23 protein-coding genes and 1 pseudogene are annotated in these 25544 nt (G+C 67.2%); 12 read left to right on the forward strand and 12 right to left on the reverse strand.

Annotated elements, in window-relative coordinates; translation table 11 throughout:
* Window positions 1-112 precede the first annotated feature (112 nt).
* The gene (locus AC5P68_RS13585) at window positions 113-2251 is read left to right on the forward strand and encodes a TonB-dependent receptor (protein WP_414498035.1); all 2139 of its coding nucleotides are present in this window, start codon (window positions 113-115) and stop codon (window positions 2249-2251) included.
* An 11-nt stretch (window positions 2252-2262) separates the two neighbouring features.
* A complete protein-coding gene (locus AC5P68_RS13590; protein WP_049453889.1) occupies window positions 2263-3768 on the forward strand; it encodes a PepSY domain-containing protein in 1506 nt (501 codons plus the stop codon).
* 9 nt (window positions 3769-3777) lie between these two features.
* Here the strand turns inward: AC5P68_RS13590 and AC5P68_RS13595 are convergent, their stop codons facing one another.
* Both AC5P68_RS13595 and AC5P68_RS13600 read right to left on the reverse strand, forming a co-directional pair.
* Window positions 3778-4911, reverse strand: a complete 1134-nt coding sequence (locus AC5P68_RS13595; protein WP_033834816.1) for an MFS transporter — start codon at window positions 4909-4911, stop codon at window positions 3778-3780.
* A gap of 11 nt (window positions 4912-4922) precedes the next feature.
* Window positions 4923-5699, reverse strand: coding sequence for a DeoR/GlpR family DNA-binding transcription regulator (locus AC5P68_RS13600; RefSeq protein ID WP_414498034.1), 777 nt, complete (start codon window positions 5697-5699; stop codon window positions 4923-4925).
* Between the two features lie 157 nt (window positions 5700-5856).
* Between AC5P68_RS13600 and smqnr the strand changes: the two genes are divergently transcribed.
* A complete protein-coding gene (gene smqnr / locus AC5P68_RS13605; RefSeq protein ID WP_414498033.1) occupies window positions 5857-6516 on the forward strand; it encodes a SmQnr family pentapeptide repeat protein in 660 nt (219 codons plus the stop codon).
* Here smqnr and AC5P68_RS13610 read toward each other — a convergent pair.
* A complete protein-coding gene (locus tag AC5P68_RS13610; RefSeq protein ID WP_049403294.1) occupies window positions 6488-7162 on the reverse strand; it encodes a class I SAM-dependent methyltransferase in 675 nt (224 codons plus the stop codon). The two genes, smqnr and AC5P68_RS13610, sit on opposite strands and share 29 nt — an antisense overlap.
* An 87-nt stretch (window positions 7163-7249) precedes the next feature.
* Complete coding sequence (locus tag AC5P68_RS13615) at window positions 7250-7948, reverse strand: glutathione S-transferase family protein (protein ID WP_414498032.1); 699 nt, start codon at window positions 7946-7948, stop codon at window positions 7250-7252.
* Window positions 7949-8063: 115 nt separating this feature from the next.
* Between AC5P68_RS13615 and AC5P68_RS13620 the strand changes: the two genes are divergently transcribed.
* Window positions 8064-9008 (forward strand): LysR substrate-binding domain-containing protein, encoded by a 945-nt coding sequence (locus AC5P68_RS13620; RefSeq protein ID WP_049433236.1) that lies wholly within the window; start codon window positions 8064-8066, stop codon window positions 9006-9008.
* Here the strand turns inward: AC5P68_RS13620 and AC5P68_RS13625 are convergent.
* Complete coding sequence (locus AC5P68_RS13625) at window positions 8947-10326, reverse strand: aminotransferase-like domain-containing protein (protein WP_033834822.1); 1380 nt, start codon at window positions 10324-10326, stop codon at window positions 8947-8949. The two genes, AC5P68_RS13620 and AC5P68_RS13625, sit on opposite strands and share 62 nt — an antisense overlap.
* A 133-nt stretch (window positions 10327-10459) precedes the next feature.
* On the opposite strand from AC5P68_RS13625, the gene AC5P68_RS13630 reads away from it, so the two are divergent.
* Window positions 10460-11323 (forward strand): DMT family transporter, encoded by an 864-nt coding sequence (locus AC5P68_RS13630; protein ID WP_495217040.1) that lies wholly within the window; start codon window positions 10460-10462, stop codon window positions 11321-11323.
* Window positions 11324-11362: 39 nt separating this feature from the next.
* Here the strand turns inward: AC5P68_RS13630 and AC5P68_RS13635 are convergent, their stop codons facing one another.
* Window positions 11363-12298 carry a LysR family transcriptional regulator gene (locus AC5P68_RS13635; protein WP_414498031.1) on the reverse strand — a complete coding sequence of 312 codons (936 nt, stop codon included), beginning with the start codon at window positions 12296-12298 and terminating at the stop codon, window positions 11363-11365.
* A 107-nt stretch (window positions 12299-12405) separates the two neighbouring features.
* On the opposite strand from AC5P68_RS13635, the gene AC5P68_RS13640 reads away from it, so the two are divergent.
* A complete protein-coding gene (locus AC5P68_RS13640; RefSeq protein ID WP_049433240.1) occupies window positions 12406-13923 on the forward strand; it encodes an MFS transporter in 1518 nt (505 codons plus the stop codon).
* A 279-nt stretch (window positions 13924-14202) separates the two neighbouring features.
* Here AC5P68_RS13640 and AC5P68_RS13645 read toward each other — a convergent pair whose 3' ends face one another.
* A complete protein-coding gene (locus AC5P68_RS13645; RefSeq protein WP_033834825.1) occupies window positions 14203-14607 on the reverse strand; it encodes a GFA family protein in 405 nt (134 codons plus the stop codon).
* A 156-nt stretch (window positions 14608-14763) separates the two neighbouring features.
* Here AC5P68_RS13645 and AC5P68_RS13650 point away from each other — a divergent pair, with 156 nt between their 5' ends.
* On the forward strand, window positions 14764-15753 hold the full coding sequence (locus AC5P68_RS13650; RefSeq protein ID WP_080353463.1) for an Lnb N-terminal periplasmic domain-containing protein: 990 nt from the start codon (window positions 14764-14766) through the stop codon (window positions 15751-15753).
* Entirely contained in the window at window positions 15753-17774 is a 2022-nt protein-coding gene (locus AC5P68_RS13655) for an esterase/lipase family protein (RefSeq protein ID WP_005408362.1), read from the forward strand. The genes AC5P68_RS13650 and AC5P68_RS13655 overlap by 1 nt, the downstream gene beginning before the upstream one ends.
* Window positions 17775-17855: 81 nt before the next feature.
* Here AC5P68_RS13655 and AC5P68_RS13660 read toward each other — a convergent pair whose 3' ends face one another.
* Window positions 17856-19277, reverse strand: a complete 1422-nt coding sequence (locus tag AC5P68_RS13660) for an MFS transporter (protein WP_049403284.1) — start codon at window positions 19275-19277, stop codon at window positions 17856-17858.
* A 29-nt stretch (window positions 19278-19306) separates the two neighbouring features.
* Between AC5P68_RS13660 and soxR the strand changes: the two genes are divergently transcribed.
* Window positions 19307-19741, forward strand: coding sequence for a redox-sensitive transcriptional activator SoxR (soxR, locus tag AC5P68_RS13665; RefSeq protein WP_005412484.1), 435 nt, complete (start codon window positions 19307-19309; stop codon window positions 19739-19741).
* Between the two features lie 72 nt (window positions 19742-19813).
* On the opposite strand, the pseudogene AC5P68_RS13670 reads toward soxR, so the two are convergent.
* Window positions 19814-20437, reverse strand: a pseudogene (locus tag AC5P68_RS13670) (short chain dehydrogenase); the annotation flags it as partial.
* A gap of 77 nt (window positions 20438-20514) precedes the next feature.
* On the opposite strand from AC5P68_RS13670, the gene AC5P68_RS13675 reads away from it, so the two are divergent.
* On the forward strand, window positions 20515-21390 hold the full coding sequence (locus tag AC5P68_RS13675; protein WP_005412485.1) for a LysR family transcriptional regulator: 876 nt from the start codon (window positions 20515-20517) through the stop codon (window positions 21388-21390).
* A 59-nt stretch (window positions 21391-21449) separates the two neighbouring features.
* On the opposite strand, the gene proC is transcribed toward AC5P68_RS13675, so the two are convergent.
* Window positions 21450-22271, reverse strand: a complete 822-nt coding sequence (gene proC, locus AC5P68_RS13680; RefSeq protein WP_033834830.1) for a pyrroline-5-carboxylate reductase — start codon at window positions 22269-22271, stop codon at window positions 21450-21452.
* An 18-nt stretch (window positions 22272-22289) separates the two neighbouring features.
* Window positions 22290-22967, reverse strand: a complete 678-nt coding sequence (locus AC5P68_RS13685) for a YggS family pyridoxal phosphate-dependent enzyme (RefSeq protein WP_033834831.1) — start codon at window positions 22965-22967, stop codon at window positions 22290-22292.
* Between the two features lie 87 nt (window positions 22968-23054).
* On the opposite strand from AC5P68_RS13685, the gene AC5P68_RS13690 reads away from it, so the two are divergent.
* Window positions 23055-24092: a type IV pilus twitching motility protein PilT gene (locus AC5P68_RS13690; protein WP_004147099.1), complete on the forward strand. Its 1038-nt coding sequence runs from the start codon at window positions 23055-23057 to the stop codon at window positions 24090-24092.
* A gap of 100 nt (window positions 24093-24192) precedes the next feature.
* Window positions 24193-25335 (forward strand): PilT/PilU family type 4a pilus ATPase, encoded by a 1143-nt coding sequence (locus AC5P68_RS13695; protein ID WP_005408369.1) that lies wholly within the window; start codon window positions 24193-24195, stop codon window positions 25333-25335.
* 80 nt (window positions 25336-25415) lie between these two features.
* On the opposite strand, the gene AC5P68_RS13700 is transcribed toward AC5P68_RS13695, so the two are convergent.
* Window positions 25416-25544: integrase core domain-containing protein (locus tag AC5P68_RS13700; protein WP_197631242.1), on the reverse strand; the 129-nt coding region annotated here is incomplete at its 5' end.

The raw sequence follows: 25544 nt of genomic DNA on the forward strand, positions 1-25544 counted from the left end.
ATTGATCTTTTTTCATGAGGTTGCCGGCCACGGCCGGTGCCCGCACGCGCGTGTCTGTCCCTTTCTGATTGCTGCCCTGCCATTGCAGGGGGGCCTTGCATGCCGTGAACAGATGAAAACGAACCCCAACTCCGCGCGCCTGCGCCGGGCGACGCTGCCTGCCATGTGCGCGTTGCTCCTGCACACCGCCTCTGTACTTGCCGCCGATGCGGCACCACCGACCACGCTGGATACCGTGCGCGTGGTCGATACCCGCAGCGGCGAGCTGTCTTCCACCTCCAGCGCAGGCTCTGCGTTGGGCCTGAGCGTGCTGCAGACACCGGCCAGCCTGACGGTGATTTCGCGCGAGCAACTGGAACAGCGCGGCGACACCAACCTCAATGATGCGATCAGCCGCGCCGGTGCGATCAGTGCGATGCCGCACCCGGGCAACGGCCTGAGTGCGCTGTCCAGCCGTGGCTTCACCGATGGCGCTTCCGTGATGCGCCTGTATGACGGGCTGCGCCAGTATGGTGGCGTGGGCATCACCTTTCCGTTCGATACCTGGTCCATCGAGCGCATCGAAGTGCTGCGCGGTCCGGCCTCGGTCATCCATGGCGATGGTGCCATTGGCGGGGTCATCAACATCGTGCCGAAGAAGCCGACGCGCGGTGCCATCGAGAACGAGATCAGCGTGACCGTGGGCAGCGAGGACACCGCACGTCTGGGCTTCGGCAGTGGCGGCGCGCTGGCGCCGGAGCTGGCCTACCGGCTGGACGTGAGCGGCAACTACAGCGGTGGCTGGGTTGATCGCGGGCGCAGCAGTGATGCCACCTTCTCCGGCGCACTGCTGTGGCAGCCACGTGCGGATCTGCAGCTGTCGCTCACCCATGCGCAAGGCTATCAGCAACCGATGCGCTACTTCGGCACGCCACTGGTGGATGGCCGCCAGCTGGAGGCGCTGCGCCACCGCAACTACAACGTGGAAGACAGTGACATCCGCTACCGCGACCGCTGGACCCAGCTCGATGCGCTGTGGACGCCGAACGCAAGCGTCGAATGGCGCACGCGCCTCTACCAGATCGACAGCCAGCGCGATTGGCGCAATGCCGAAGCCTACGTCTACAACCGCGCTACCGGCTTGATCGATCGCTCAGGCAATACCGAGATCACCCACGACCAGGACCAGACCGGGTTGACCTCGACGCTGAGGGTACAGGGGAACATTGCGGGCCTGGCCAACAGCTTCGCCGTGGGCCTCGATGCCAACCGCGCGCACTTCAAGCACACCAACAACACCTATGCCGGCAGCTCGGGCCCGGTCGATCCGTTCGATCCGGTGCCGGGCCAGTTCACCAGCGACGCGCCGAACCTGCCGCGCTACCGTAATCGTGCCGAGCAGTACGCGCTGTTCGTGGAAGACCGCTTGGCGCTGAGCGAGCGCTGGTCGGTGCTGGGTGGGCTGCGCCACGACCGCGCGCGCATTGATTGTACCGATCTGATCAGCGGCCAGAACGCGTTCTCGAAGACCTACCGCAGCACCGGCTGGCGCGGAGGTGCGGTATTCGCGCTGCAGCCGACGTTGAACCTGTATGCGCAGTACTCGCAGGCGGCGGACCCGGTGAGTGGCCTGTTGATGATCAGCCCGGCCAACGGGGCCTTCGACCTGGCCAAGGGCCGGCAGATCGAGTTGGGCCTGAAGCAGGCCTTCGATGGCGGCGAGTGGACGCTGGCGGCGTACCGCATCCGCAAGACCGGGCTGCTCAGCCGCGATCCGCTGGTGCCGGATCGCCGCGTGCAGGTGGGCGCACAGACCTCGCGTGGCGTTGAAGCCTCCTTGAACTGGAACTTCGCGCCGCACTGGTCGCTCGATGCCAACGCCACGGTGCTGAAGGCCGAGTTCGAGGACTTCTTGGAAACCACCGGTTCGCCGGCGGTGCTGGTGTCGCGTGATGGCAATGTGCCACCGAACGTGGCCGAGCGCCTGGCCAATGTGTGGCTGAGCTGGCAGTTCGCACCGGACTGGAGTGCGGCGGGTGGCGTGCGTTACGTCGGCAAGCGCTACGCCGACAACGCCAACACCTTGGAGCTGCCCGGCTACAGCACCACCGACCTGGCACTGACCTGGCAGGCGGCACCGCGCACGCGGCTGTCGGCGCGGCTGTTCAACGTGTTCGACAAGGCGTACTACGCCACCGCGTACTACACCAGCACGCAGTGGCTGCTGGGTGCGGACCGGCGCGTCGAATTCACCGTCGATCATCGCTTCTGAGGAGGCTGGCGATGACGTTGCGATCGACCGCCAAGCGCTGGACCTATCTGGTGCACCGCTGGCTGGGCATCGGCGGATGCCTGCTGATGTTGCTGTGGTTTGTCAGCGGCATGGTGATGCTGTTCATTGGTTACCCGAAGCTGACACCCGGTGAGCGGCTGGCGGCGTTGCCGGTGCTGGGGGATGCTCGCGATCTGCAGGGGCTGTCGGTACTGCCTGCCGTGGTGCAGGCCGAGCCGGAGGTTGTGGCGCTGACGACGCTGCGTGGCGAGCCTGCGTACGTGGTGCGCAATGGCAGCAACGTGGGCGCCTGGTCTGCCGTGACCGGCCAGGCGCTGCTGCCGGTGTCGGCACAGAGAGCCGAAGCATCCGCCGCACAGTTCGCGGGCGGCCAAGCCTTCGTCGGCGCGACACGCGTGGACGAGGACCGCTGGACGCATTCGCGTGCGCTGGATGCGCATCGGCCGCTGTACCGGGTTGAAGTGGGCGGCGCGCAGCCAGGGGATGTGTATGTGTCCTCACACACCGGCGAAGTGGTGCAGGACGCACCGCATGTGCAGCAGCGCTGGAACTATGTGGGCGCCTGGCTGCACTGGTTGTACTTCCTGCGCATGCAGTCGGTGGACCCGGTGTGGACGTGGGTGGTGATCGTGCTGTCCGCGCTGTGCACGGTGGCGGCGATCAGCGGCATCGTGGTGGGTGTGTGGCGCTGGCGTTTCCGTGGGCACTACCGTTCGGGTGCGAAGACGCCATACGTCGAACCATGGATGCGCTGGCACCATCTGATCGGGCTGGTGGCTGCGGCTTTCGTGTTCAGCTGGATCTTCAGCGGGCTGATGTCGATGAACCCGTTGGGCGTCTTCAGCAGTACGCGCGAAGCGATCGACAGCGGACGCTATCGTGGCGGCGCGGTAGCGGTGGATGGCGCGCTGGGTGAACCGGCGGCGCTGCTGGCGGCCGTCGACGACGCGCGCTTCAAGCCGGTGGAGATCCAGTGGCGACGCATCGATGGTGAGCTGTTCGCGGTGTTGCTGGACGGGCAGGGCGAGACCCGCATTGTGTCCGGCAGTGATGGTCATCTGCAGGTTGCGCGGTTGCTGCCGGCCGCATGGCTGCAGCAGAAGGTGCGGGCGTTGTCCGATGCGCCCGTGCAGGGGTACTGGGTCCAGCTCGCAGCGGATGCGTACTTCTACCCGCGTGCACCGGAAGCCATGAACGGCGCAGCGGTACGCCGCTTCCCGGTGGCGCTGGCTGATTTCGGCGATGCCGAGGCGACGCGGGTCTACCTCGATCTGGCCACTGGCGACCCGTTGCTGACGATGGGGCGTCGCGAGCGCGTGGGTCGCTGGCTGTTCCACTTCCTGCACAGCTGGGACCTGCCGGCGATGCTGCGTCAGGTCACCGCCCGGCTGGCGGTGTTGCTGCTGCTGAGCCTGGCTGGCGCTGCGTTGTGTGCAACGGCCACGGTGATCGGCTACCGCCGGTTGCGGATGAAGCTGCGGCGCAGGCGGCGCTGATGCCTTGGACTAAACCCGCAGCCAACGGGTGGACACGGCCACCAGCAACAAGGCCGTGGCCACACCGATGAACGCAGCAATCAGACCGAAATGATTGGCGGCAAAGCCGATCAACGCCGGTCCGGCAAGGATGCCGGCAAAGCCCAGCGTGGAAACGGCGGTGATGGCCAGCGCGCCGGGCATGCGGGTCTGGTGGCCGGCCAGCGAGAACAGCGCCGGCGCGATGTTGGCGCAACCGAGGCCGACCAGCACATAGCCCGCCAATGATGCCTGCCACGGCGTGACCAGGGTCAGCACCAGCACGCCGGCACCGGCGAGCAGCGCGCCGAACACGATCGCGCGCTGTCGGCCCACGCGTGCCACCAGTGCATCGCCGAACAGGCGCGCGACCGTCATGGTCAGGGTGAAGGTCACATAGCCGACGCCGGCGAGGCTGGCATCGACGCGACGTACATCGCTGAGGAACACCGCGCTCCAGTCGAGCATCGCACCTTCGCCGAGGAAGGCGACGAACGCCAGCACGCCGATGAACAGCACAATGCCATGCGGCAGGGCCAGCATCGGTGTGTCGTGCGGCATGCGTTCGCTGTGCCAGTAGGTCGCCGACAACAGCATCACCAGCAGCATGGTGCCGACACCGATCAGCACCGATGCCAAGGGCGGCAACTGTGCGGACAGCAGCACGGTCATGGTGGCCGCGCCGAGGAAGCCGCCGATGCTGAAGAAGGCATGGAAGCCAGACATCATCACCCGCCGTGCTTCGCGCTCGACGATGACGGCCTGCACGTTCATCGTGCAGTCCATCGCACCCACGGCCGCACCGAACACGAACAGCACCACGCCCAGCGTCCAGGCCGAACCCGCCAGGGCCAGGCCGGGCACGGTCAGGAAGATCAGCAGGCTGCTGGCCACCATCACCCGGCGGCAACCGAGGCGTGCGGCCAGCACGCCGGACAAGGGCATCGCCAGCAGCGAGCCGGCACCGAGGCAGAGCAGCACCAGCCCCAGCGTGGCGTCATTGATCCCGGTGCGCGCTTTGGCGAATGGCACCAGGGTGGCCCACAACGCGGTGGCGAAGCCGGGAATGAAGAACGCAGCGCGGGTCGCGTGCTGTTCGGCACGCGCGCGGTTGGCAAGGGACATGAGCGGTACGGTCAGGGAGGCGTGGGGTGCACCGCGATACCGGCGGCGTGGAAGCGAGCCGCCAAGGCGGGCGGTGCGGTGGTGGTCAGCACCAGGTCGTCGATCTCGTCCAGGCTGGCGATCTGCCAGTTGCCGCGGGCACCGAGCTTTTCAGTGGTGGCGGCGACGATGACGCGGCTGCTGCAGGCCACCATCGCGCGCTTCAGCGTGGCTTCTTCCGCATCCATTGCCCACACGCCGGTGTCGCCGTCCACCGCGCAGGGGCCGGGCAGGTACACGTCGGCACGCAGGCGCTGCACCTGGGCCAACGCCTCGGCACCGACCGCACCGCCACCGCTGGCCAGGCGCCCGCCGATCAGCTGCACTGAAGTGCCTTCGAGCATGGTGGCGGCGGTGGCGATCTGCGGGGCGTTGGTGATCACCGTCAGCCCGAGAGCGGCCGGCAGCTGCTGGGCGATCGCCAGATTGGTCGAACCGGCATCGAGCAGTACCACCTGGCCGGGTTGCAGCAGCGCGCAGACGCGGGCGGCCAGCTCGGCCTTGTCGCCGCGGTCGCGGGTCAGGCGCTCGCGCAGCGGCCGTTCCTTGGGCGGCGGCAGCACGGCGCCGCCGTAGACGCGCTGGCACAGGCCCTGGGCGGCGAGCTCGCGCAGGTCGCGGCGGATCGAATCTTCGGAGACGGCATAACGGCGCGCCAGTTCGGCGGCGACCACGCGGCCCTGCTGGCGCAGCTCCTCGAGGATCTGCCGGGTGCGCTGGGCGGGTAGGGGGCTGGGGTCGGCGCTCATGCCGCAAGTCTGCACGTTCGTGCATAATCGTGCAACAACACGCATTGCTCGGGAGGGCGCAGGGCGGCTGGACTGCCGGTGAACCCGTCCGCCCCGGGGTCTATGGATCGGCCTCGCGGCCCGGCATCATGGCGGGGCACTTGGCATGGAATCCCTGATGTCTCCCACCGTTCACCGCAAGCTGCGCATCGGCGCGGACCAGTACACCGGCCAGAAAGTGGTCGACCAGCAGTTCCACGAGTGCGATTTCTCCGGTGCGGACCTGACCGGCACCGAGTTCATCAACTGCAGTTTCTACGATGCCGACAGCCGCGCCGGCTGCCGCTTCAATGGCGCCACGCTGAAGGAAGCCAGTTTCCGCAGCTGCGATATCAGCATGTGCCATTTCAATTTCATCAAGGCGCTGGGCCTGGAGATCAGCGAGTGCCGTGCGCAGGGCGCGGATTTCAGCAACGCCAGCTTCATGAACCAGATCACCACGCGCAGCCGGTTCTGCAGCGCGTTCATCAAGAAGTCGAACCTGCGCTATGCCAATTTTTCGCGGGTAACGCTGGAAAAGTGCGAGCTGTGGGAAAACCGATGGGATGGCGCGAATGTGAGTGGCGCCAGCTTCGCCGGCTCGGACCTGTCCGGCGGCCAGTTCGAGGGCATCGACTGGAACAGCGCCAACTTCACCGACTGCGACCTGACCAACTCGGAGCTGGGTGAGCTGGACCTGCGCAGCACCAACCTGCGTGGTGCCACGCTGGACGTGCAGCAGGTGGCGCTGTTGATGCAGCGCATCGGCATCACCCGGCGTACGCCACCCAGCCCTTGAAGCTGAAGCCTGCGTAGAACAGCTCCACGCCGTCGAAGCCGGCCTCCTGCAGCAGCGCCACTTCCTGTTCGGGGGCCAGCAGCGGCAGCCGCTCGGCGATGGCCTCGATCGCGCGCTGTGCATCGGCGTGGGCAACGCCCGAGGCTTCGGCGAACGCTGCGTAGCGCTGCAACCAGCGCAGCTTGCCGGCCGGTTCCTGCGGCACGCTGTGGTGGGCCACAACCAGCGGCGCGCCGGGCTGCAGGCGCCGGTGCAGCTCGCGCAACGTGTGCAGGCGCTGCCCGGCATCGAGGAAGTGCAGGGTCAGCAGGCAGCTGGCCCCATCGAAGCGCAGAGCGGGCGCATCGTCGATGTAGCCTTCCAGCAGCTGCACGCGCGGCATCAGCGGACCCAGTGTCTGCTCGGCCAGAGCCAGCATCGGCGCGGCCGGATCCACGCCCAGCAGCTGCCAGCCCGGCTGCGCCTCGGCAAAAGCCTTCAGCTCCAGCCCGCCACCGGCGCCCAGCACCAGCACACGGCCCTGCGCGGGAACGCGTTCGGCCAGCAGCAGGCGGCTCATCTGCTGCAAGGCGAGGAAGCCGGGCACTTGGCGCAGCGGCGCTTCGGCATAACGGGCCACCGCCTGCGGGTCGGAGAACGTGGACATGCGCGGATTCCTGCGGCGGGGGACATACCACTGTAGCGCGGCGCGCAAGAGGCATTGCGCGCCGCTGCCACACGGGCAGGACAGGGCTCAGGCCGCTGTGGCCTCAAGCACGTCTTCCAGCCGCAACTCGCCGAGGAAGCCACCGCTGCTGGTTGCCGGCTGCTGCGCTTCGATGGCGTGGGCGAACTGCACGCCGGCGTCGTCCTGCAGGCGCTCGAACAGCTGCTGCACCCTGGGAAACTCGCGACGATCGACCACCTGGTGATAGTCATTCCAGCGCGCGATGCCGGCGTAGTAGGCATCGGCAAAGCTGCGCTGTTCGCCCAGCAGCCACGGGCCCGTGCCGATCATCTGCTCCAGCGCCTGGTGGGCGTGGCGCACCTTGGTGGTGCCATAGGCACGCAGCGCCTCGCCGTCATCGCCTTGCGCATGCTCCAGTGCGTGCCAGAGCGGCGCGTAGGCACTGAAGAAACTGGTGTTGAGATAGGCCAGCCGATGGTTGAGGCGATCGAAGCCGGAGGTGCCCTGTGCGAAGCCCAGTCCCTGCGCGATACCCAGCGCGGCCAGGTGGTTGAGGATGGCCAGGCTTTCGCTGAGCAGCTCGCCCTGCGCGGTTCGCAGCGTCGGGGTTTCGCCCAGTGGATTGAGGCGGCGGTAGTCCTCGCCCTGCACCTGGCCGGGCATGTCGATGCGGCACAGGTGATACGGCTGGCGCAGCCATTCCAGGGCGACGATGGAGCCGAACGAGCAGCCCGAGGGCACGCCGTAGAAGAGGATCGGGGTCATGGCAGATTTCCGGTTCAAGCCGCGATGCGGCGGGTGAGGGAAGCGTGCCTGCGTGGACATTGCCCCGGAAGCCGTTCGAATGGCATCCTGAAGTCCACATCTGTGGACGTTGTCCATGCTCAACCTCAACGATCTGGCCCTGTTCGTGACCGCGGTGGAGCAGGGCGGGTTCGCTGCAGGCGGGCGCCATCTGGGCCTGCCGCGCTCGACCCTGAGCAAGCGCGTGGCGCTGCTGGAAGAACAGCTCCAGGTGCGGCTGCTGCAGCGCAGTTCGCGCCGCTTCGCATTGACCGAGGTCGGTCAGGAGTTCTTCGAGCGTGCACGCGCGGCGCTGTCCGAGGTTGAGGCCGCCGAGGCCATCGTCCGCGACCGCCAGGCCGAACCCAGCGGCACCGTGCGGATCAGCGCTTCGATTCCGGTGGTGCAGGGCGAGCTCGCCGCGTGCTTGCCTGCACTGGCCCGCCGCTATCCACGGCTGCGCATCGAAGTTGAAGTGAGTGATCGTTTCATCGATCTGGCGCAGGAAGGCATCGACATCGCCCTGCGCAGCCACTTCGGTCCGCTGCCGGATTCCGGGTTGGTGCAGCGCATGCTCGGTAGCGAACGCATCGTGCTGGTGGCGTCCCCTGGTTATCTGGCAGCCGCGCCGGCAGTGGACACGCCCGAACAGCTACGCGCGCATGCAGGCCTGCTGACCGCGCGCCATGCAACGCGCTGGACGCTGCACGGCGCCGACGCCCACACCGTGCAGGTGGAGCCGCAGGTGGCGCTGGTCGGCAATGAATCGCAGCTGCTGATCGCGGCGGCAGAAGCGGGTCTTGGCATCACCGTGCTGCCACACAGCCTGTGTGCTGCGGCCATCGCCGACGGCCGCCTGCAGCAGGTGCTGCCAGCGTGGCATGCCGGCGAAGTCACCACCAGCGTGTTGCTGCCGCACCGTCGCGGCCAGTTGCCGGGCGTCCGCGTGGTGGTGGATGCGCTGGTCGCGCATTACCAGCTCAACGCAGCGCGCGCGCCAGCACCTGCCAGATCCTCGGGTCCTGGCACTGCGAAACGTTGAAACGCACATAGTCGGCCGCGCGCTGCGATTGGCTGAAGGCATTGCCCGGCGCCAGCACGATGCCTTCGCGCAGGCATTGCCGCGCCAGTGCGGCGGCGTCGCGGCCATCGGGCAGCTGGCACCACAGGAACAGGCCGGCTTCCGGCTGCAGCCACGGCGTGATACCCAGCGTCTGCAGTTTCCGCAGTGTGTGCCGGCGTGCATCGGCCAGCCGCGAACGTATCGACTGCATGTGGCGGCGGTAACCGCTGTCGGTCAGCGCGATGTGCATCAACTGCGCGGCCAGATGGCCACCGCCGAAGCTGGTCGCCAGCTTCAGGTCGGTCAATGCCTCTATCCAGTCGTGGCGCGCGGCGATGTAGCCGCAGCGCGACGCTGCCGACAGCGTCTTGGAGAAACTGCCGACGTGGATCACCCGTGACAGTCCATCGAGCGCGGCCAGCCGCGGTGCCGGCTGCAGTTCGAAGTCGGCGAAGATGTCATCCTCGATGATGATCAGTTCGCTGCGTTCGGCCAGGCCCAGCAGGCGGTGTGCGGTGCTCGCGGAAAGCACCGCGCCGGTCGGGTTGTGCAATCCGGAATTGGTGATGTACAGCCGCGGCGAATGTGCCTGCAGGGCCTGCGCGAACGCCTCCAGGTCCGGGCCGCTGTGCGTGTACGGCACGCCGATGGCCTGCACCTGGTGCGCCTTCAGCAGCGCGTGGTAATTGAAGTAGCTCGGGTCGTCGACCAGCACGCAGTCGCCGGACTTGAGCAGGAAACGGCAGAGCAGATCGACCGCGTGCGTACCGGATTCGGTCAGCAGGATCTGCTCCACCGGTGCATCGATGCCAAGCGTGGCGCTGCGCCTTTGCAGCAGCTGGCGCAACGCGGGCAGCCCGAGCGGGCCGGCGTAGTCCACCAGTTGCATGGCATCGGCACGCGCCAGCCGGCGCAGGCCGCGGCGCACGCCATCGTGATACAGCCAGTCACTGGGCATCCAGCCGCACCCTGGCTTGAGGTCGCCCGCGGGCGTTTCCAGCGATTGCCGTGATACCCACAGCGGATCCACCGCGCGATCCAGCCGTGGCTCCAGTTCGGCCAGCGCCAGCGGTGCGGCCGGGCCACTGACGTAGAAGCCGGAGCCGGCCCGGGCGCTGATCAGCCCCTCGGCGGCAAGGCGTTCGTAGGCCTCGACCACGGTGGAGACCGACACGCCCATCGCCGCCGCCTGCGCGCGTACCGAGGGCAGGCGGGAGCCGGGGCCATCGACCCGTGCACTGATCCGGGTGCGGACGGTCTGGATGACCGATTCGATGCGGGTAAGGGGGCGCGGCATGGTGGAACCGTAGTGGAAGTGTGGGCAGTACAGTTACTTGCGACTGTACTGGATTGTAGCTGGGGTCTTCCCGCGCCGGATGCTTCCATGCAGGTCCAGCCGGGCATCGTCCGGCACCTTCAGGAGTACAGGCGTGGAACGGTCGGCGAGTGGTTGGATCAATGGCTTCATCGGTGTGGTGATCTTCGCCGGCTCCCTGCCGGCCACCCGCCTGGCGGTTCTGCAGCTGGACGCCGGATTCGTCACCGCTGCACGCGCGACCATTGCCGCCGTGCTCGGCCTCGGCCTGCTCCTTCTGCTGCGCCAGCCGTGGCCGCGGCGCAGTGACCTGCCAGGCCTGGCAGTGGTCAGCCTCGGGGTGGTAGTCGGCTTTCCGTTGTTGACCGCACTCGCGCTGCGCCACGCATCGTCGGCGCACACCATCGTGTTTCTCGGCCTGTTGCCGTTGAGCACTGCGGTGTTCGGCGTGCTGCGCGGTGGCGATCGGCCGCGCCCGGCGTTCTGGCTGTTTTCGTTGCTGGGCAGTGCCTGCGTGGTCGGCTATGCGGTGCGCAACGGCATCGAGGCATCGTTGCAGGCCGATCTGCTGATGCTGGCGGCGATCGTGGTGTGCGGGCTGGGCTATGCCGAAGGTGGTCGGCTGGCCCGTCATCTCGGCGGTTGGCAGGTGATCAGTTGGGCGTTACTGCTGGCCTTGCCGGTGATGCTGCCGCTGACGGTGCTGATGCGCCCGGCCTCGTTCACTGCGGTTGGTGCCTCGGCGTGGTGGGCGCTGGGCTATGTGGCAGTGTTCAGCATGCTGATCGGCTTCCTGTTCTGGTACCGCGGGCTGGCGCAGGGCGGCATCGCCGCCGTCGGCCAGTTGCAGTTGCTGCAACCGTTCTTCGGCCTGGCCCTGGCCGCGCTGCTGCTGCACGAATCGGTCAGCCTCTGCATGGTGCTGGTGACCGTGGTCGCGGTGATCTGCGTCGCCGGCGCGCGCCGCTTCAGTCGCTGAACGAAAAAGGGGACGGAGGGGATTAAGTCGTAATCGGTCCTACTGTGCCTGAAACGACTTAATCCCCTCCGTCCCCTTTTCCGGGGCGCGCTGGAACAGATGCGCAACGGCGTAGTCGATGAACACCCGCAGGCGTGCACTGGGATGGCGCCCACCGGGCCATAGCAGCGAGAACTGCCCCTGGTGCGTGGGCAGTGCAGGCAGCACCCGTTGCAGGCGGCCATCGGCCAGCGCGTCAGCAGCGAGGAAGTCAGGCATCCAGGCCACGCCCATGCAACCGATCGCAGCGGCCAGCACGGCCTCCATGTTGTTGCAGGTCATCGCCGTGGGAAGGCGTGCCCCCGCATCGCCTTCGATGCCCGGCAGCTGCCACGGATGCAGCTTTCCGGTGGTGGGGTAACGGAAGCGCAGCGCGGTATGCAGGCGCAGCTCGCCCACATCGCCGGGCGTTCCATGCACCTGCAGATAGCCCGGCGCCGCACAGAGGATGAAACGAAAGCCGCCCAGTCGCCGTGCGGTCAGGCTGGAATCGGCCAGTTCACCACTGCGTATCACCGCGTCCAGGCCTTCGCTGACCACATCGACGATGCGGTCGTTGAAGTCCAGTTCCAGCTGCACCTGCGGATAGCGTTGCTGGAAGCCGGGCAGCACCGGCAGCAGGAAGCGGTACCCGATGGTGGGCAGGCCGATGCGCAGCAGCCCGCTGGGGGCGTGCTGTCGCTGCGCCAGGTCCGCCTGTGCTTCGGAAAGCTCGTCCAGTGCACGCCGGCAGCGCTGCAGCAGCAGTTCGCCTTCGTCGGTGAGATGCACGCGGCGGGTGGTGCGTTGGAACAGGCGGGTGCCGAGCTCCTGTTCAAGACGGGCGATGCGCTTGCCGACCGCCGACGCGGACAGGCCAAGTACACGCGCAGCGCCGACGATGCTGCCAGCCTCCGCGGTGCGGACGAAGGCGAGCAGGGCAGAAATGGAGTCCATGCGGGGCATGATTACGGAACAGTGGGACGCAATCAACGTCCATCGGGCCTGTTTTTCAGGGATAGCGGCCCGTCCATCATCAATGCCCCTGATGGTTGGAGGCCCGCATGGCCCCGGTTTCGATGCTCCCTGTACCTGTCCAGACGCAGCAGCGCTGGACCCTGCTTGCCGTCTGCCTGGCCGCACTGGCGTTGCCGTTGTCCTTCTCGGCCGGTGCGGTCGCGGTGCCCGCGCTGGCCCGTTCCGTGGCGTCGTCGCCGAGCGTGCTGGCCTGGGTGACCAACGCCTTCATGCTCACCTTCGGCAGCCTGCTGCTCGCTGCCGGTGGCCTGGCCGACCGCTATGGCCGGCGGCGGTTGTTCCTGCTGGGCACAGCAGGCTTCACCATTGCCACGATCGCCGTCTGCCTTGCTCCCACGCTACCCTCGCTGGATCTGGCGCGTGGGTTGCAGGGCGTTGCCGCCGCAGCGGCGTTGGCATCGGGCACGGCTGCGCTCGCGCATGCCTGGCAGGGGCCGATGCGTGGCCGTGTCTTCGCTCTGCTGGGCGCCACATTTGGTGCGGGGTTGGCGCTGGGGCCGCTGCTTGCGGGTCTGCTGCTGCAGGCATTGGGATGGCGCAGTGTGTTCGCCGTCGGCGGCGTGCTGACATTGGCCGCCTTCGTACTGGGCGCGCGCGTGTTGCCCGAAAGCCACGGTGAACGCGGGCGGCTGGATGTCGGCGGCATGCTGGGCTTCAGCCTGATGCTGGCAGCGTTGACCCTGGCCCTGCTGTGGCTGGGCGAGTTCGGCCTGCATACCGTGCGCGTGCAACTGGTGCTGTTGGCGACGCTGCTGCTGGGCGCAGCGTTCATCTGCATCGAACGACTGCACCGCTCACCCCTGCTGGACCTCTCGTTGTTCTCGCAACCGGCGTTCCTCGGTGTCCAGCTGCTGCCGGTGGCGACCTGCTTCGGCTACGTGGTGCTGCTGGTGGTATTGCCTCTGCAGCTGCTGGGAGTGCACGGACAGAGCGCGACCCTGGTGGGGCTGCAGATGCTGGCCCTGTCCGCGCCGATGCTGGTGCTGCCGATGCTGGTTGCGCGCTGGGCGGAGCGCGTTGGAAGTGCGCGGCTGTGCACGCTGGGACTGCTGGTCTGTGCCTCTGGTCTGTACCTGTTGTCGCGCCATGCATCGCAGCCGTCGCCTTCGCAGTGGGTGCCGTGGCTGATGCTGGTCGGTGCAGGGACGGCCTTGCCATGGGGGCTGATGGATGGGCTGTCGGTGAGCGTGGTGCCGGTACAGCGTGCGGGCATGGCCGCCGGCATCTTCGGGACCGTGCGTGTAGCCGGTGAGGGCATCGCATTGGCCGCAGTCACTGCCTTGCTTGCGCTGCTGATCGGCCATCAGCTGCAGGGCGCGTCGCCGGCATCGCTGGCCCGTGCCGGTGCCTATCTGGCCACGGGGGCGCGGGAACAGGCGCAGGCACTGCTACCGGCGATGAGTCGCATGCAGCTTCAGCATGCCAGTAGTGAGGCGCTGGCAACACTGCTGCGTGTACTGGCGCTGCTGACCGCCGCATGTGCTGCGTTGTTGCACCTGTTGCTGCGGAAACGTAAAGACGCGTTGGTCGGGCGTACTGCGTAGCAGGCTCATCGCCCGCCTTCGCCGTCATCCCGTTGTCGTGTCCCGCTCACGCTGCCTATGCCCACCCGGGCCTAGCCTTGGTCGTCCCCGTCCCCCACGGAGACCTGCCATGTGGCTGCTCGATCATCTCTGGCCTGGCCGTCGACCGCTTCCTCCCCCGGCCGCGGATGCGCCACCGGCACCGCCGCGCCGGCCCTGGCTGAAACGCCCGGCGCGGGCGGGGCGCAGCGGCATGGCGCCCTGGCAGAAGGTGGCCACGCCGCCACGGCGCACGCGCCACTAGCCGGTGCGGTCTGATGGGTGGTTGACCCCATCGCTGACCGGGATCACCCCCAACGCGAACGGGTCGATGCCTTCCAGGCAGGCCACGTTGTAGCCGTACTGGTCGGGGTTGGAGCGGCGCCGGTGATGGGTGTAGATGCCGCACACGCCACAGAAGTAGTGCTCGGCCACATGGGTGTTGAACTGGTACATCTGCAGGTGGTTCTGCCCGCGCAGCACCTGCAGGCCCTGGCGGGGGACGCTGGCGGCGATGGCACCCCGGCGCCGGCACATCGAGCAGTCGCAGCGGCGGGGATCGACGATGCCGTCCGGCAGGTCCAGCAGCAGCTCGACGGTGCCGCAGTGGCAGGTTGCGCGGTGCTGGGGTTGGACCGGAACGCCGGCCACGGAAGTGATGCCCATCATTGCTCCTGTGTGATCCGTCTGGCCGCGGGGGCCGCCGCAGACGGTGCGCCGGTGTGCCTGAACGGGCCGTAGATGCCACGGTGAACCCGCTTGTGGCTAACTATGCGGCTTCAGGACCGCGACAGGATGCCAGTGAAAGCCGCAGGACGATGGATGACAGGAAGTGCCACGGCGCTGCTGGCGCTGTGGGTGACCGGGCTGCTGGCCTATCAGTTGCCGGGGCCGGGCTGGCTGGCCACCGGCGTCGCCGGGCTGTGGCTGCTGGTAGCGCTGTGGGCGTCGTGGCGGGTCGCGCGGGGCCGTGCCTCGTGCCGCCTGGGCCTGGCGTTCGGGGCATCGCTGGCGCTGGCCGGCCTGTGGTGGCTGCTGCTGACCCCGCGCCAGGACCGCGTGTGGGCCGATGACGTGGCCCAGCGCCTGCACGTGGTGTCTTTCGATGGCCGCCATGTCGTGCTGGACAACGTGCGTGATTTCACCTGGCGCAGCGAAACCGACTACGACGCCCGCTGGGTGCGCCGCGAGTACGACCTGGACCAGTTGCGCTCTGCCGATCTGGTGCTGTCGTACTGGATGGGCCCGGCCATCGCCCACACCCTGATCTCGTTTGGTTTCGAGGACGGCCGCCACGTGGTGTTCTCGCTGGAGATCCGCAAGGAGCGCGGTGAATCGTTCTCGGCGCTGGGTGGCTTCTTCCGCAAGTTCGAGATGACCCTGGTAGCTTCGGAGGAGACCGACATCATCCGCACCCGCACCAACGCGCGCGGCGAGGACGTCTATCTCTACCGCCTGCATGGCATGAACCGCGCACAGCTGAAGGAACTGTTCGCTGCGTACATCGCGCAGGCCCGCGAACTGGATGCCAAGCCCGGCTTCTACAACACGCTGACCAGCAACTGCACCACCATCGTCTTCGACCTGGCCCGGCACATCGCACCGCGTCTGCCGCTGGATTACCGCCTGCTGCTGTCCGGTTACCTGGCCGAGTACGCGCAGGAGGTCGGCGCGCTCGCTCCAGGTGTGCCGTACGCCGAGCTGCATGACAAGGGCCGCATCACCCAGCGTGCGCTGGACCTGGGCAGCGGCGACCACTTCTCCACCGTAATCCGCCAGGGCGTGCCCGGCACCGAGCAGGACCCGCAGTAATGACCCGATTCCTCCCACGCCGCTGGCAGCGCCTGCTGCCGGTGTTGTTCGCTGCCTTCCTGCTGCTGGGTAGCAGCGGTTGCGCGATGGTTACCGTCAAGCAGGTCAAGTCCAGCGATTCGCTGGTCAACAAGCGTGCCGACGTGCTCAACACGGGCAAGCTCAGCCCGGCCGCGCGCGAAACGCTCAGCGCGGCAGGCCTGGACGAGTCGCAGTGCGAAAAGGACTTCCTGGTCTGCCGCAGCACGCTGCTGATGACCGACGACCTCAATGTCGAGCAGCGGTTGTCTGCGCTGTCCGAACTGTGGGTGAAGGCCGCGCTGGCGATGACGCCGAAGAAGACGGCTGCCGGCGATCCGCCGATGAGCGATGCGGCATTGGATGCCTGGCTGGAAGCGGCGCGCTATGCCTATGCCTACCTGTTCTACAGCGGCCGCTCACCGTCCGACCGTGCCTTCGAGGACCGCCAGACGCAGGTGCGCGACTACTACAACTACGCGGCCGAGAAGGCGGCAGTGGTGCTGTTCGTGCGCGCACGCGCCGCTGCGCTGGCCGGCGAGGATTACACGAAGCCGCTCACGGTCGGCAGCTGGTCGCTGGCCTCCAACTACCAGCAGCTGAACCTGAAGAGCATTCCCGCGCAGCTGGTGCCGGCCGGCACGGTCAGCTTCGTCGGCCTGCGCAGTACCTATCGCCGCGATGGCTTCGGTGCCGAGCTGGTGATGGTGATGGACCCGCCGAAGCTGGTTGCACCGGTGATCGCACCCGAGGGCCCCAAGGCCGAGGCGCCGCAGGAGGATGAGGACGACGCACGCCGTGGCCGCCGTCATCGCCATGACGATTCGGTGCCCGAGTTCAGCGAGATGTCCTCGATTAACGTCACCGCACTGCTGCGCTTCGAGGGCAGCAACCTGGACGATGTGATGCGTACGCGCCGGGTCGAGCTGGACGCTTATTCGCCCGAAGCCACCGAGCGCATCACCCTGCATGGCGAGCAGGTGCCGCTTGCCGGCAACTTCACCGCCGCCTATGGCCTGTGGCTGGCGCAGAGCGGTTTCGCCCGGCAATCGCTGCGCACCCTGTTCGGCATGAGCGAGGGCATCGGCGAACCGCACATCTACCTGATGCAGCCGTGGGACCCGAATCGTCGCATTATCTTCATGCTGCACGGCCTGGCCAGCAGCCCGGAAGCCTGGGTGAACCTGGCCAACGAGATCATGGGCGACCCCGAGCTGCGCCAGCAGTTCCAGGTGTGGCAGGTGTACTACCCGACCAATGCGCCGATCGCGTTGAACCGCTACGAGATCGCCAATGCGTTCAACGACACGCTGAAGCACTTCGATCCCAACGGCAGCACGCGTGCATCGAAGGACATGGTCTACATCGGCCACAGCATGGGCGGCGTGCTGGCGCGCCTGCTGGTCAGTGACTCGGGCGACGTACTGTGGAATGACCTGCTGGCCAACTACGACCTGAAGGGCGAGCGCCTGAAGCGGGTGCAGAACAAGCTGGGGCCGCTGCTGCATTTCAAGGCGCAGCCGAACGTGGAGCGTGCGATCTTCATCGCCGCGCCGCACCAGGGCACCGACATTGCCGGCAACAAGGTCGGGCGCCTGATCGGTCGCCTGGTACGCCTGCCGCTGACCATCCTCGGCAAATTCGAGGATGTGTTCCTGGCACTGGCGCAGGCCGAACAGCAGGTCGATGGCACGGCCAAGCCGAAGATTCCGAACAGCATCGACAACCTCAAGGCCAGCGATCCGTTCGTGAAGGCCGCCGCACAGCTGCCGATCGAAGCGGGCCTGAAGTACCACTCGATCATCGCCCAGCGCAAACCGGAACTGCCGGTGGACAAATCCGATGACGGGCTGGTGCCGTACTGGAGTGCGCACCTGCCGGGTGCATTGTCCGAGAAGGTGATCATTTCCGGCCACAGCGTGCAGGAGACCCCGCAGGCGGTGCTGGAAGTGCGGCGCATCCTGCATCGGGACATCGATGATGTGGGGGCCGGTACGCGGTAATGCCGGCCGCTGGCCGTCATGGGATTCCCGCGTGCGCGGAGGTTGCCGGCCAGCGGCCGGCACTACCGGAATCCGGCGGCGCTACACCCGTCGCGCGATCACCGTGGCCAACAGCGCAAGGCCGAAGGTGATGGTCAGGCACAGCAGGTAGCCGGTGTGCGGGCTGCTTTCCACGAACAATGCGAACAATGCGCCGGAGACCGCCAGCGCGGTGGTCACCGACAGGGCCTCGCTCAGCTGCAGTGCCGAGGTGTTGGCACCTTGCTCCCGCGGCGCCGACAACGACAGCGTCAACACCGACAGGCTGGCGTAGATCATGCCCATGCCGAAGCCGGTCACGGCCCAGCCGAGCAGCGACACCGGCAGTGGCACCGCGTTGAACAGCACGGCCAGCGTGGCGGCGATGCCGACCGTCATCATCATCGTGCCGGCGCGCAGCAGCTGCTGGCGTGGCCAGCCACGCTGCTGGTGGCCCTGCAGCCACGAGCCGGCGAACCAGCCCAGCGCACCGAGACTGAGTACGGCACCGGCCCAGCTGGGCGAAAGGCCACGTTCGCGCTGCAGCAGCAGTGGCAGGTAGGCCTCGCAGGCGAAGAAGGCGGCTGCCGCGATGCCACGCAGCGCGATCACGCTGGGCAGGCCACGGCGCAGGATCAGTGTTCCGCGCGGAAGCAGTCGATGTACGCAGAACAGCAGCGCCAGCACCGCCACACCGATGCAGAGCAGGGCAGGCAGGGCCGGTTGCTGACCGCCGAAGTACAGCAGCAACGCGGCCAGCGAGGCGCCGCTGGCCCAGCGCACCACCTTGCCGCGTCCATCGTCGGCGGTGCCGGGGGGACGGGGCTGCATGCGTGCCAGCGCGGGGCGCAGCAGCAGGCCTGCCGGAACCGCCAGCAATGGCACCGCCAGGAACACCCAGCGCCAGCCCAGGTGCTGCACGATCAGGCCGCTCAACGCCGGGCCAACCATCGAAGGCACCACCCAGCCGGCCGAGAAGGCGGCGAACACCTTCGGCCGCAGGTGCTCCGGGTAGCTGCGGCCGACCATCACGTACAGCGAGACCGAGATCGCACCCGCACCCAGGCCCTGCAGCAGGCGTCCCGCCACCAGCATGCCCATGCGCATCGCGAAGCCGGCCAGCAACAGGCCCAGCACGAAGCAGCCAAGGCCGTACCAGAGTGGCCGTGCCGGACCATGGTGATCGGCCCAGCGCCCGGCCAGGGTCATGCCGATCACGCTGGTGGCCAGGGTACCGCCGAAGGCCAGTGCGTACAGGCGCAGGCCATCCAGCGCCTCGGCCACGGTGGGCATCGCGGCCGCAACGGCCAATGCCTCGAAGGCGTGCAGCGCGACCAGCGCGACCATGCCGAGGGTGGTCGCGCGATAGCGTGCGGACAGGATCGAGGTGTCGGCCGGCAGGTGGGCGGCGGCGGGCGAGAGGGTCGGGGTCATACGGGTCAGATGCGGGCCGCGCTTGTCAACTGGCGGCGAAGATAGCAGCATGACACCTCAACAGCAGTTGAGGTCAAGCAATGGTGTCCCAGGAACTGAGCGTGGGCGAAGTCGCCCAGCGCAGTGGCGTGGCGGTTTCCGCGCTGCATTTCTACGAGCGCAAGGGGCTGATCAGCAGCCTGCGCACCTCGGGCAACCAGCGCCGCTACAGCCGCGACGTGCTGCGCCGGCTGGCCGTGATCCGCGTTGCGCAGCGCGTGGGCATGCCGCTGGAAGCGGTCGGCCGTGCCTTCGAAAGCCTGCCCGAGGGGCGCGCACCGACCAAGGCCGACTGGGCCAGGCTGTCCGCGCGCTGGCGCACCGAGCTGGAGGAGCGCATCCACATGCTGCAACTGCTGCGCGATGAGCTCACCGGCTGCATCGGCTGCGGCTGCCTGTCGCTGCAGCGCTGCCGCCTGGCCAACCCGGGGGATGTGCTTGGCGAACGCGGCGACGGCCCGATGCGCTGGGAATGACCCGCGAAAAGGGGACGGAGGGGATTATGTCGTTTGTGCATTGACGACTTGATCCCCTCCGTCCCTTCTTTCTTACCAGACCGTGATCGTCTCGCCGCTCTGGATGCCTTCCACTGCACGCTGGAAGGCCAGCGCCGCGCGCTGCGCGCTCACCGCTTCAAAGCCCGGGAAATAGGGTGCGTAGGCCGCCATCGATTCGATCAGCACGTTCGGGCTGACCACGTTGATGCGCAGGCCACGCGGCAGCAGTTCCAACGCGGCGGCACGCACGAAGCCTTCCAGCGCGGCATTCACCGAGGTGGCGTTGACGCCATCGCGGATCGGCTGTGCACTGACGATGCCGCTGGTCAGGGTGATCGAGCCGCCGGCGTTGAGATGGTGCTGCGCCGCCAGGGCCAGCCGCACCTGGCCCAGCAGCTTGTCCTGCAGGCCGAGGTTGAACTGCGCCGGCGTCATGTCCTGCAGCGGACCGAAGTGCAGCTTGCCGGCGGTGGAAATCACCGCATCAACCGGGCCGGTACGCGAGAACAGTTCGGCGACGCTGGCGTCGTCGGTCAGGTCCACGCGCATTTCGCCACTGTTGCGGCCGGCGGCGAGAATCTGATGCTGTTGTCCGAGCTGGCGGGCGACTGCCTGGCCGAGGGTGCCGCTGGCACCAACGAGGAGGATCTTCATGGCCGTTCCTTGCGTGAGGGAGTAAGCGCAGTCTGCGCCGTCACAGTGGGGTTAGGTAAGCGGCGTATGCTTTGAGGATTCCTAACTCTGGATTAGCAATGGATACCCTTCGCTGCATGCAGGCTTTCGTCGCGGTAGCCGAGTGCGGCAGCTTTGCAGGGGCCGCTGAACAGTTGCAGGTCTCGGCGGTGATGGTCGGCAAGTACATCCAGCAGCTGGAGGCGCACCTGGGCACCGCGGTGCTGCAACGGAACACCCGCCGTCAGCGCCTGACCGAAGCCGGCAGCGCCTACCTGGCCGGGTGCCGGCAGGTGCTGGAGCAGGTGCAGCAGGCCGAGGCCGACGTGGCTGGACTGCAGGTGCAACCGCGCGGGCTGCTGCGGGTCAGCGCACCCACCACCTGGGGCAGCTGCGTGCTGGCGCCACAACTGGCCGGCCTGCTGCGCGCGCAGCCGCAGCTGAACGTCGAACTGGATCTGAGCAACCGCCGTGTGGATCTGATCGAGGACGGCTTCGACGTGGCGATCCGGGTCGGGCCGCTGCCGTCGCAGGAGGTGGTGGCGCGGCCGCTGCCACCGTATGCGATGAGCCTGTGCGCGGCGCCGTCCTACCTGCGCCGGCGCGGCACGCCGCGTACGCCCGCCGATCTGGAAGGGCATGACTGCCTGAGCCATCTGGCCTGGCGCGGTGGCCACGGCTGGCAGCTGGCCAACGGTGAACAGGTGGACTGGGAAGCGCGCCTGACCTGCAATGATGGTGTTGCACTGCGCGAAGCCGCCGTGGCCGGGGCCGGGCTGGTGCTGCAGCCGACCGCACTGCTGGCCGGGGAGATTGCAGCAGGGCGGTTGAAGCCGCTGCTGCGCGACTACCTGCCCGAACCGCGGCCGATGCACCTGATCTACCTGCCCGACCGCAGGCCGCGCCCGCGGTTGCAGTGCTTCGTCGATTTCGTCATGACCACGTTGGGGCAATGAGCATCCACGCCATGCGTGGATGATGGTAGGTGCCGACCGTTGGTCGGCACACATCGGGATCAATCATTCGCCGCAGACAGTTCCTGCCCACGCACCTGCGCAGCGCGCAGTGCCGTATCCACCAGGGCCTCGAAGCCACCGGCCTGGAAGCTCTCGATCGCGGCCTGGGTGGTGCCGTTGGGCGAGGTCACGCGGCGGCGCAGTTCCGCCGGGCTTTCGCCAGCCTCATCCAGCATGCGTGAGGCGCCCAGCAGGGTCTGCACCACCAGCGTGCGCGCGGCGTCGGCCGGCAGGCCCTGGGCAATACCCGCCGCTTCCATCGCTTCGGCCAGCAGGAACACATAGGCCGGGCCGCTGCCGGAAACGGCAGTCACTGAATCCATCAGCCCCTCGCTGTCGATCCACACCGTGCGCCCGGCACTGGCCAGCACCTGCTCGGCCCGCGCGTGCTGCTGCGTGTCCACCGACGGTGTGGCGAACAGGCCGGTCACACCTGCGCCGAGCAGGGCAGGGGTGTTCGGCATCGCGCGCACCACTGCCAGGTCGCCCCCCAGCCAACGCTGCAGCTGCGCACTGGTGATGCCGGCGGCAATCGACACCACCAGCGGTCGGCTCGCCTGTGCCAGCGCCTGCAGAGACTGGCAGACTTCGCGCAGCACCTGCGGCTTCACCGCCAGCAGCCAGGTGCCACCCTGCGCGGCGGCATCGCTCGTGTTGTCATGCACCTGCACGCCGAAGTCGGCGGCCAGCGCCTGGCGCAGTTCGGCCACCGGTTCGGCGACATGGATGTGCGCGGCCGGCACGCCCTGGCGGATCAGGCCGGCGATCAGGCTGCGCGCCATGTTGCCGCCGCCGATGAAGGTGATGGAATCAGCTGCCATTGAAATCTCCTTGAAAAATCAGGCCGGGCGCGGGCGCGCGCCGAACAGGGCGGTGCCGATGCGCACCAGGGTGGCGCCCTCGGCGATGGCTTCGGCGTAGTCGCTGCTCATGCCCATCGACAGCGTGTCGATCTGCGCGTGTTGGGCAGCCTGCGACTGGAAAAGTGTACGCATGCGCACGAATGCATCCCGACGGCGCTCGGCTTCGGGCCATGGCGCGGGAATCGCCATCAGTCCGCGCAGGCGCAGGGTGGGTTCGGCGGCAATCGCTGCGGCCAGTGCATCCACTTCTTCCGGTGCACAGCCATGCTTGCTCGATTCGTCGTCGATGTTGACCTGGATCAGCACGTTCAGTGGGCCTCGCGCGACCGGCCGATGGCGTGCCAGCGCGGTCACCAGCTTGGGCCGGTCCACGCTCTGCACCCAGTCGAAGTGGGTGGCCACGGCCTCGGCCTTGTTCGACTGCAGGTGGCCGATCAGGTGCCATTCCAGCGCCAGGTGCTGCAGCGCCTGCATCTTGGCCAGTGCCTCCTGCACGTAGTTCTCGCCGAAGGCGTGCTGGCCCTGCGCGGCCAGCGCGGCCACGGCCTCGGCCGGCTGGGTCTTGGACACCGCCAGCAGGCGTGGGTCGGGCCTGCCAGCGGCCTCGGCGGCGGCATGCAGGTTGCTCAGGATCTGGGGCAGGGGAGTGGCCACGTAACGCGTTCCGTTGAATCAGGAGGCTATACTGCCGCCCGGGGAAAGATCCTTCCAGTCGAAGCCGTTATTGGGGAGTAGCCGCTCATGGATATCGCCGAACTGCTGGCGTTTTCCGTTAAGAACAAAGCGTCCGACCTGCACCTGTCCGCAGGCCTGCCGCCGATGATCCGCGTCGACGGCGACGTTCGCCGGATCAACATCCCAGCCCTGGACCACAAGCAGGTCCATGCGCTGGTGTACGACATCATGTCCGACAAGCAGCGCCGCGATTACGAGGAATTCCTCGAAGTGGACTTCTCCTTCGAGATCCCGTCGCTGGCGCGCTTCCGAGTGAACGCGTTCAACCAGAACCGCGGTGCCGGTGCGGTGTTCCGTACCATTCCGTCCGAGGTGCTCACCCTCGAGGACCTGGCCTGCCCGCCGCTGTTCCGCGAAGTGATCCAGCAGCCGCAGGGCCTGATCCTGGTGACCGGCCCGACCGGTTCGGGCAAGTCGACCACGCTGGCGGCGATGATCGACTACATCAACAAGAACGAATACGGCCACATCCTCACCGTCGAGGATCCGATCGAATTCGTGCATACCTCGCAGAAGTGCCTGATCAACCAGCGCGAAGTGCACCGCGACACGCATGGCTTCAATGAAGCACTGCGCTCGGCGCTGCGTGAGGACCCGGACATCATCCTGGTGGGCGAACTTCGTGACCTGGAAACCATCCGCCTGGCACTGACCGCGGCGGAAACCGGCCACCTGGTGTTCGGCACCCTGCACACCAGCTCGGCGGCCAAGACCATCGACCGCATCATCGACGTGTTCCCGGCCGGCGAAAAGCCGATGGTGCGCTCGATGCTGTCCGAGTCGTTGCGCGCGGTCATTTCGCAGGCGCTGCTGAAGAAGGTTGGCGGCGGTCGTACCGCAGCGTGGGAAATCATGGTCGGCACCCCGGCCATCCGCAACCTGATCCGCGAGGACAAGGTGGCGCAGATGTACTCGGCCATCCAGACTGGCCAGCAATACGGCATGATGACCCTGGACCAGCACCTGCAGGACCTGGTCAAGCGCAGCCTGATCACCCGAAACCAGGCCCGTGAGTACGCCAAGGACAAGCGCCTGTTCGAGTAAGGCGGGGCAGTAACGGGGCAGCGTGCGCCAGTGCGCTGCTGTTCCCGTGTTGTTTCCTCCACCGACCGTTACCTGGTAAACCGCTTTCCGGGAGCCTGCCGTGAACACCACCGCGACCACCATCGATTTCACTTCGTTCCTCAAGCTGATGGCGCACCAGCGCGCCTCGGACCTGTTCATCACTGCGGGCATGCCGCCGGCGATGAAGGTCAACGGCAAGATCTCGCCGATCACGCAGACCCCGCTCACGCCGCAGCAGAGCCGCGACCTGGTCCTCAACGTGATGACCCCGGCGCAGCGCGAGGAATTCGAGAAGACCCACGAATGCAACTTCGCCATCGGCCTGTCCGGTGTCGGCCGCTTCCGCGTCAGCTGCTTCTACCAGCGCAACCAGGTCGGCATGGTGCTGCGTCGCATCGAGACGCGCATTCCGACGGTGGAAGAACTGAGCCTGCCGCCGATCATCAAGACGCTGGCGATGACCAAGCGCGGCATCATCCTGTTCGTCGGTGCCACCGGTACCGGTAAATCGACCTCGCTGGCGGCGATGATCGGTTACCGCAACCAGAACTCGACCGGCCACATCATCACCATCGAAGATCCGATCGAATTCGTGCACAAGCACGAGGGCTGCATCATCACCCAGCGCGAAGTCGGCATCGATACCGACAGCTGGGAAGCCGCGCTGAAGAACACCCTGCGCCAGGCGCCGGACGTGATCATGATTGGCGAGGTGCGTACCCGCGAAGGCATGGACCACGCCATCGCGTTCGCCGAAACCGGCCACCTGGTGCTGTGTACCCTGCATGCCAATAACGCCAACCAGGCGATGGACCGCATCGTCAACTTCTTCCCGGAAGACCGCCGCAACCAGCTGCTGATGGACCTGTCGCTGAATCTCAAGGGCGTGGTCGCGCAGCAGCTGGTGCCGTCGCCCGATGGCCGCTCGCGCAAGGTGGCGATGGAGATCCTGCTGGGCACGCCGCTGGTGCAGGACTACATCCGCGACGGCGAGATCCACAAGCTGAAGGAAGTGATGAAGGACTCGGTCCAGCTGGGCATGAAGACCTTCGACCAGAGCCTGTTCGAGCTGTACCAGGCCGGCGAGATCAGCTACGAGGACGCGCTGCGTTACGCCGATTCGCAGAACGAAGTGCGCCTGCGCATCAAGCTCAGCCAGGGCGGCGACGCACGCACGCTGTCACAGGGCCTGGATGGCGTGGAGATCTCCGAGATCCGGTGACCTGCAGATCTGTAGAGTCGACTGTCAGTCGACTCTCGCGCGCAGCGCGGGATTTTCCCGGCCGGTGAAAGAGCAGTCGACTAACTGTGTAAACCCACCACGTTGTTCAGCGGGATTCTGGAAATAGGCGGTTGGCTGCCGATCCCCATGTGGGGTCGGTGCCAGTTGTAGTAATGCAGCCATTCAGGCAGCACGGCATCACGTTGCTC

The organism is Stenotrophomonas sp. YJH_SMC_58, assembly GCF_059369635.1.

Coding starts and splice junctions, on each gene's coding strand:
- AC5P68_RS13585 (WP_414498035.1), top strand. CDS start 113: ATGAAAACGAACCCCAACTCCGCGCGCCTGCGCCGGGCGACGCTGCCT.
- AC5P68_RS13590 (WP_049453889.1), top strand. CDS start 2,263: ATGACGTTGCGATCGACCGCCAAGCGCTGGACCTATCTGGTGCACCGC.
- AC5P68_RS13595 (WP_033834816.1), bottom strand. CDS start 4,911: ATGTCCCTTGCCAACCGCGCGCGTGCCGAACAGCACGCGACCCGCGCT.
- AC5P68_RS13600 (WP_414498034.1), bottom strand. CDS start 5,699: ATGAGCGCCGACCCCAGCCCCCTACCCGCCCAGCGCACCCGGCAGATC.
- smqnr (WP_414498033.1), top strand. CDS start 5,857: ATGTCTCCCACCGTTCACCGCAAGCTGCGCATCGGCGCGGACCAGTAC.
- AC5P68_RS13610 (WP_049403294.1), bottom strand. CDS start 7,162: ATGTCCACGTTCTCCGACCCGCAGGCGGTGGCCCGTTATGCCGAAGCG.
- AC5P68_RS13615 (WP_414498032.1), bottom strand. CDS start 7,948: ATGACCCCGATCCTCTTCTACGGCGTGCCCTCGGGCTGCTCGTTCGGC.
- AC5P68_RS13620 (WP_049433236.1), top strand. CDS start 8,064: ATGCTCAACCTCAACGATCTGGCCCTGTTCGTGACCGCGGTGGAGCAG.
- AC5P68_RS13625 (WP_033834822.1), bottom strand. CDS start 10,326: ATGCCGCGCCCCCTTACCCGCATCGAATCGGTCATCCAGACCGTCCGC.
- AC5P68_RS13635 (WP_414498031.1), bottom strand. CDS start 12,298: ATGGACTCCATTTCTGCCCTGCTCGCCTTCGTCCGCACCGCGGAGGCT.
- AC5P68_RS13640 (WP_049433240.1), top strand. CDS start 12,406: ATGGCCCCGGTTTCGATGCTCCCTGTACCTGTCCAGACGCAGCAGCGC.
- AC5P68_RS13645 (WP_033834825.1), bottom strand. CDS start 14,607: ATGGGCATCACTTCCGTGGCCGGCGTTCCGGTCCAACCCCAGCACCGC.
- AC5P68_RS13650 (WP_080353463.1), top strand. CDS start 14,764: ATGACAGGAAGTGCCACGGCGCTGCTGGCGCTGTGGGTGACCGGGCTG.
- AC5P68_RS13655 (WP_005408362.1), top strand. CDS start 15,753: ATGACCCGATTCCTCCCACGCCGCTGGCAGCGCCTGCTGCCGGTGTTG.
- AC5P68_RS13660 (WP_049403284.1), bottom strand. CDS start 19,277: ATGCTGCTATCTTCGCCGCCAGTTGACAAGCGCGGCCCGCATCTGACC.
- soxR (WP_005412484.1), top strand. CDS start 19,307: ATGGTGTCCCAGGAACTGAGCGTGGGCGAAGTCGCCCAGCGCAGTGGC.
- AC5P68_RS13675 (WP_005412485.1), top strand. CDS start 20,515: ATGGATACCCTTCGCTGCATGCAGGCTTTCGTCGCGGTAGCCGAGTGC.
- proC (WP_033834830.1), bottom strand. CDS start 22,271: ATGGCAGCTGATTCCATCACCTTCATCGGCGGCGGCAACATGGCGCGC.
- AC5P68_RS13690 (WP_004147099.1), top strand. CDS start 23,055: ATGGATATCGCCGAACTGCTGGCGTTTTCCGTTAAGAACAAAGCGTCC.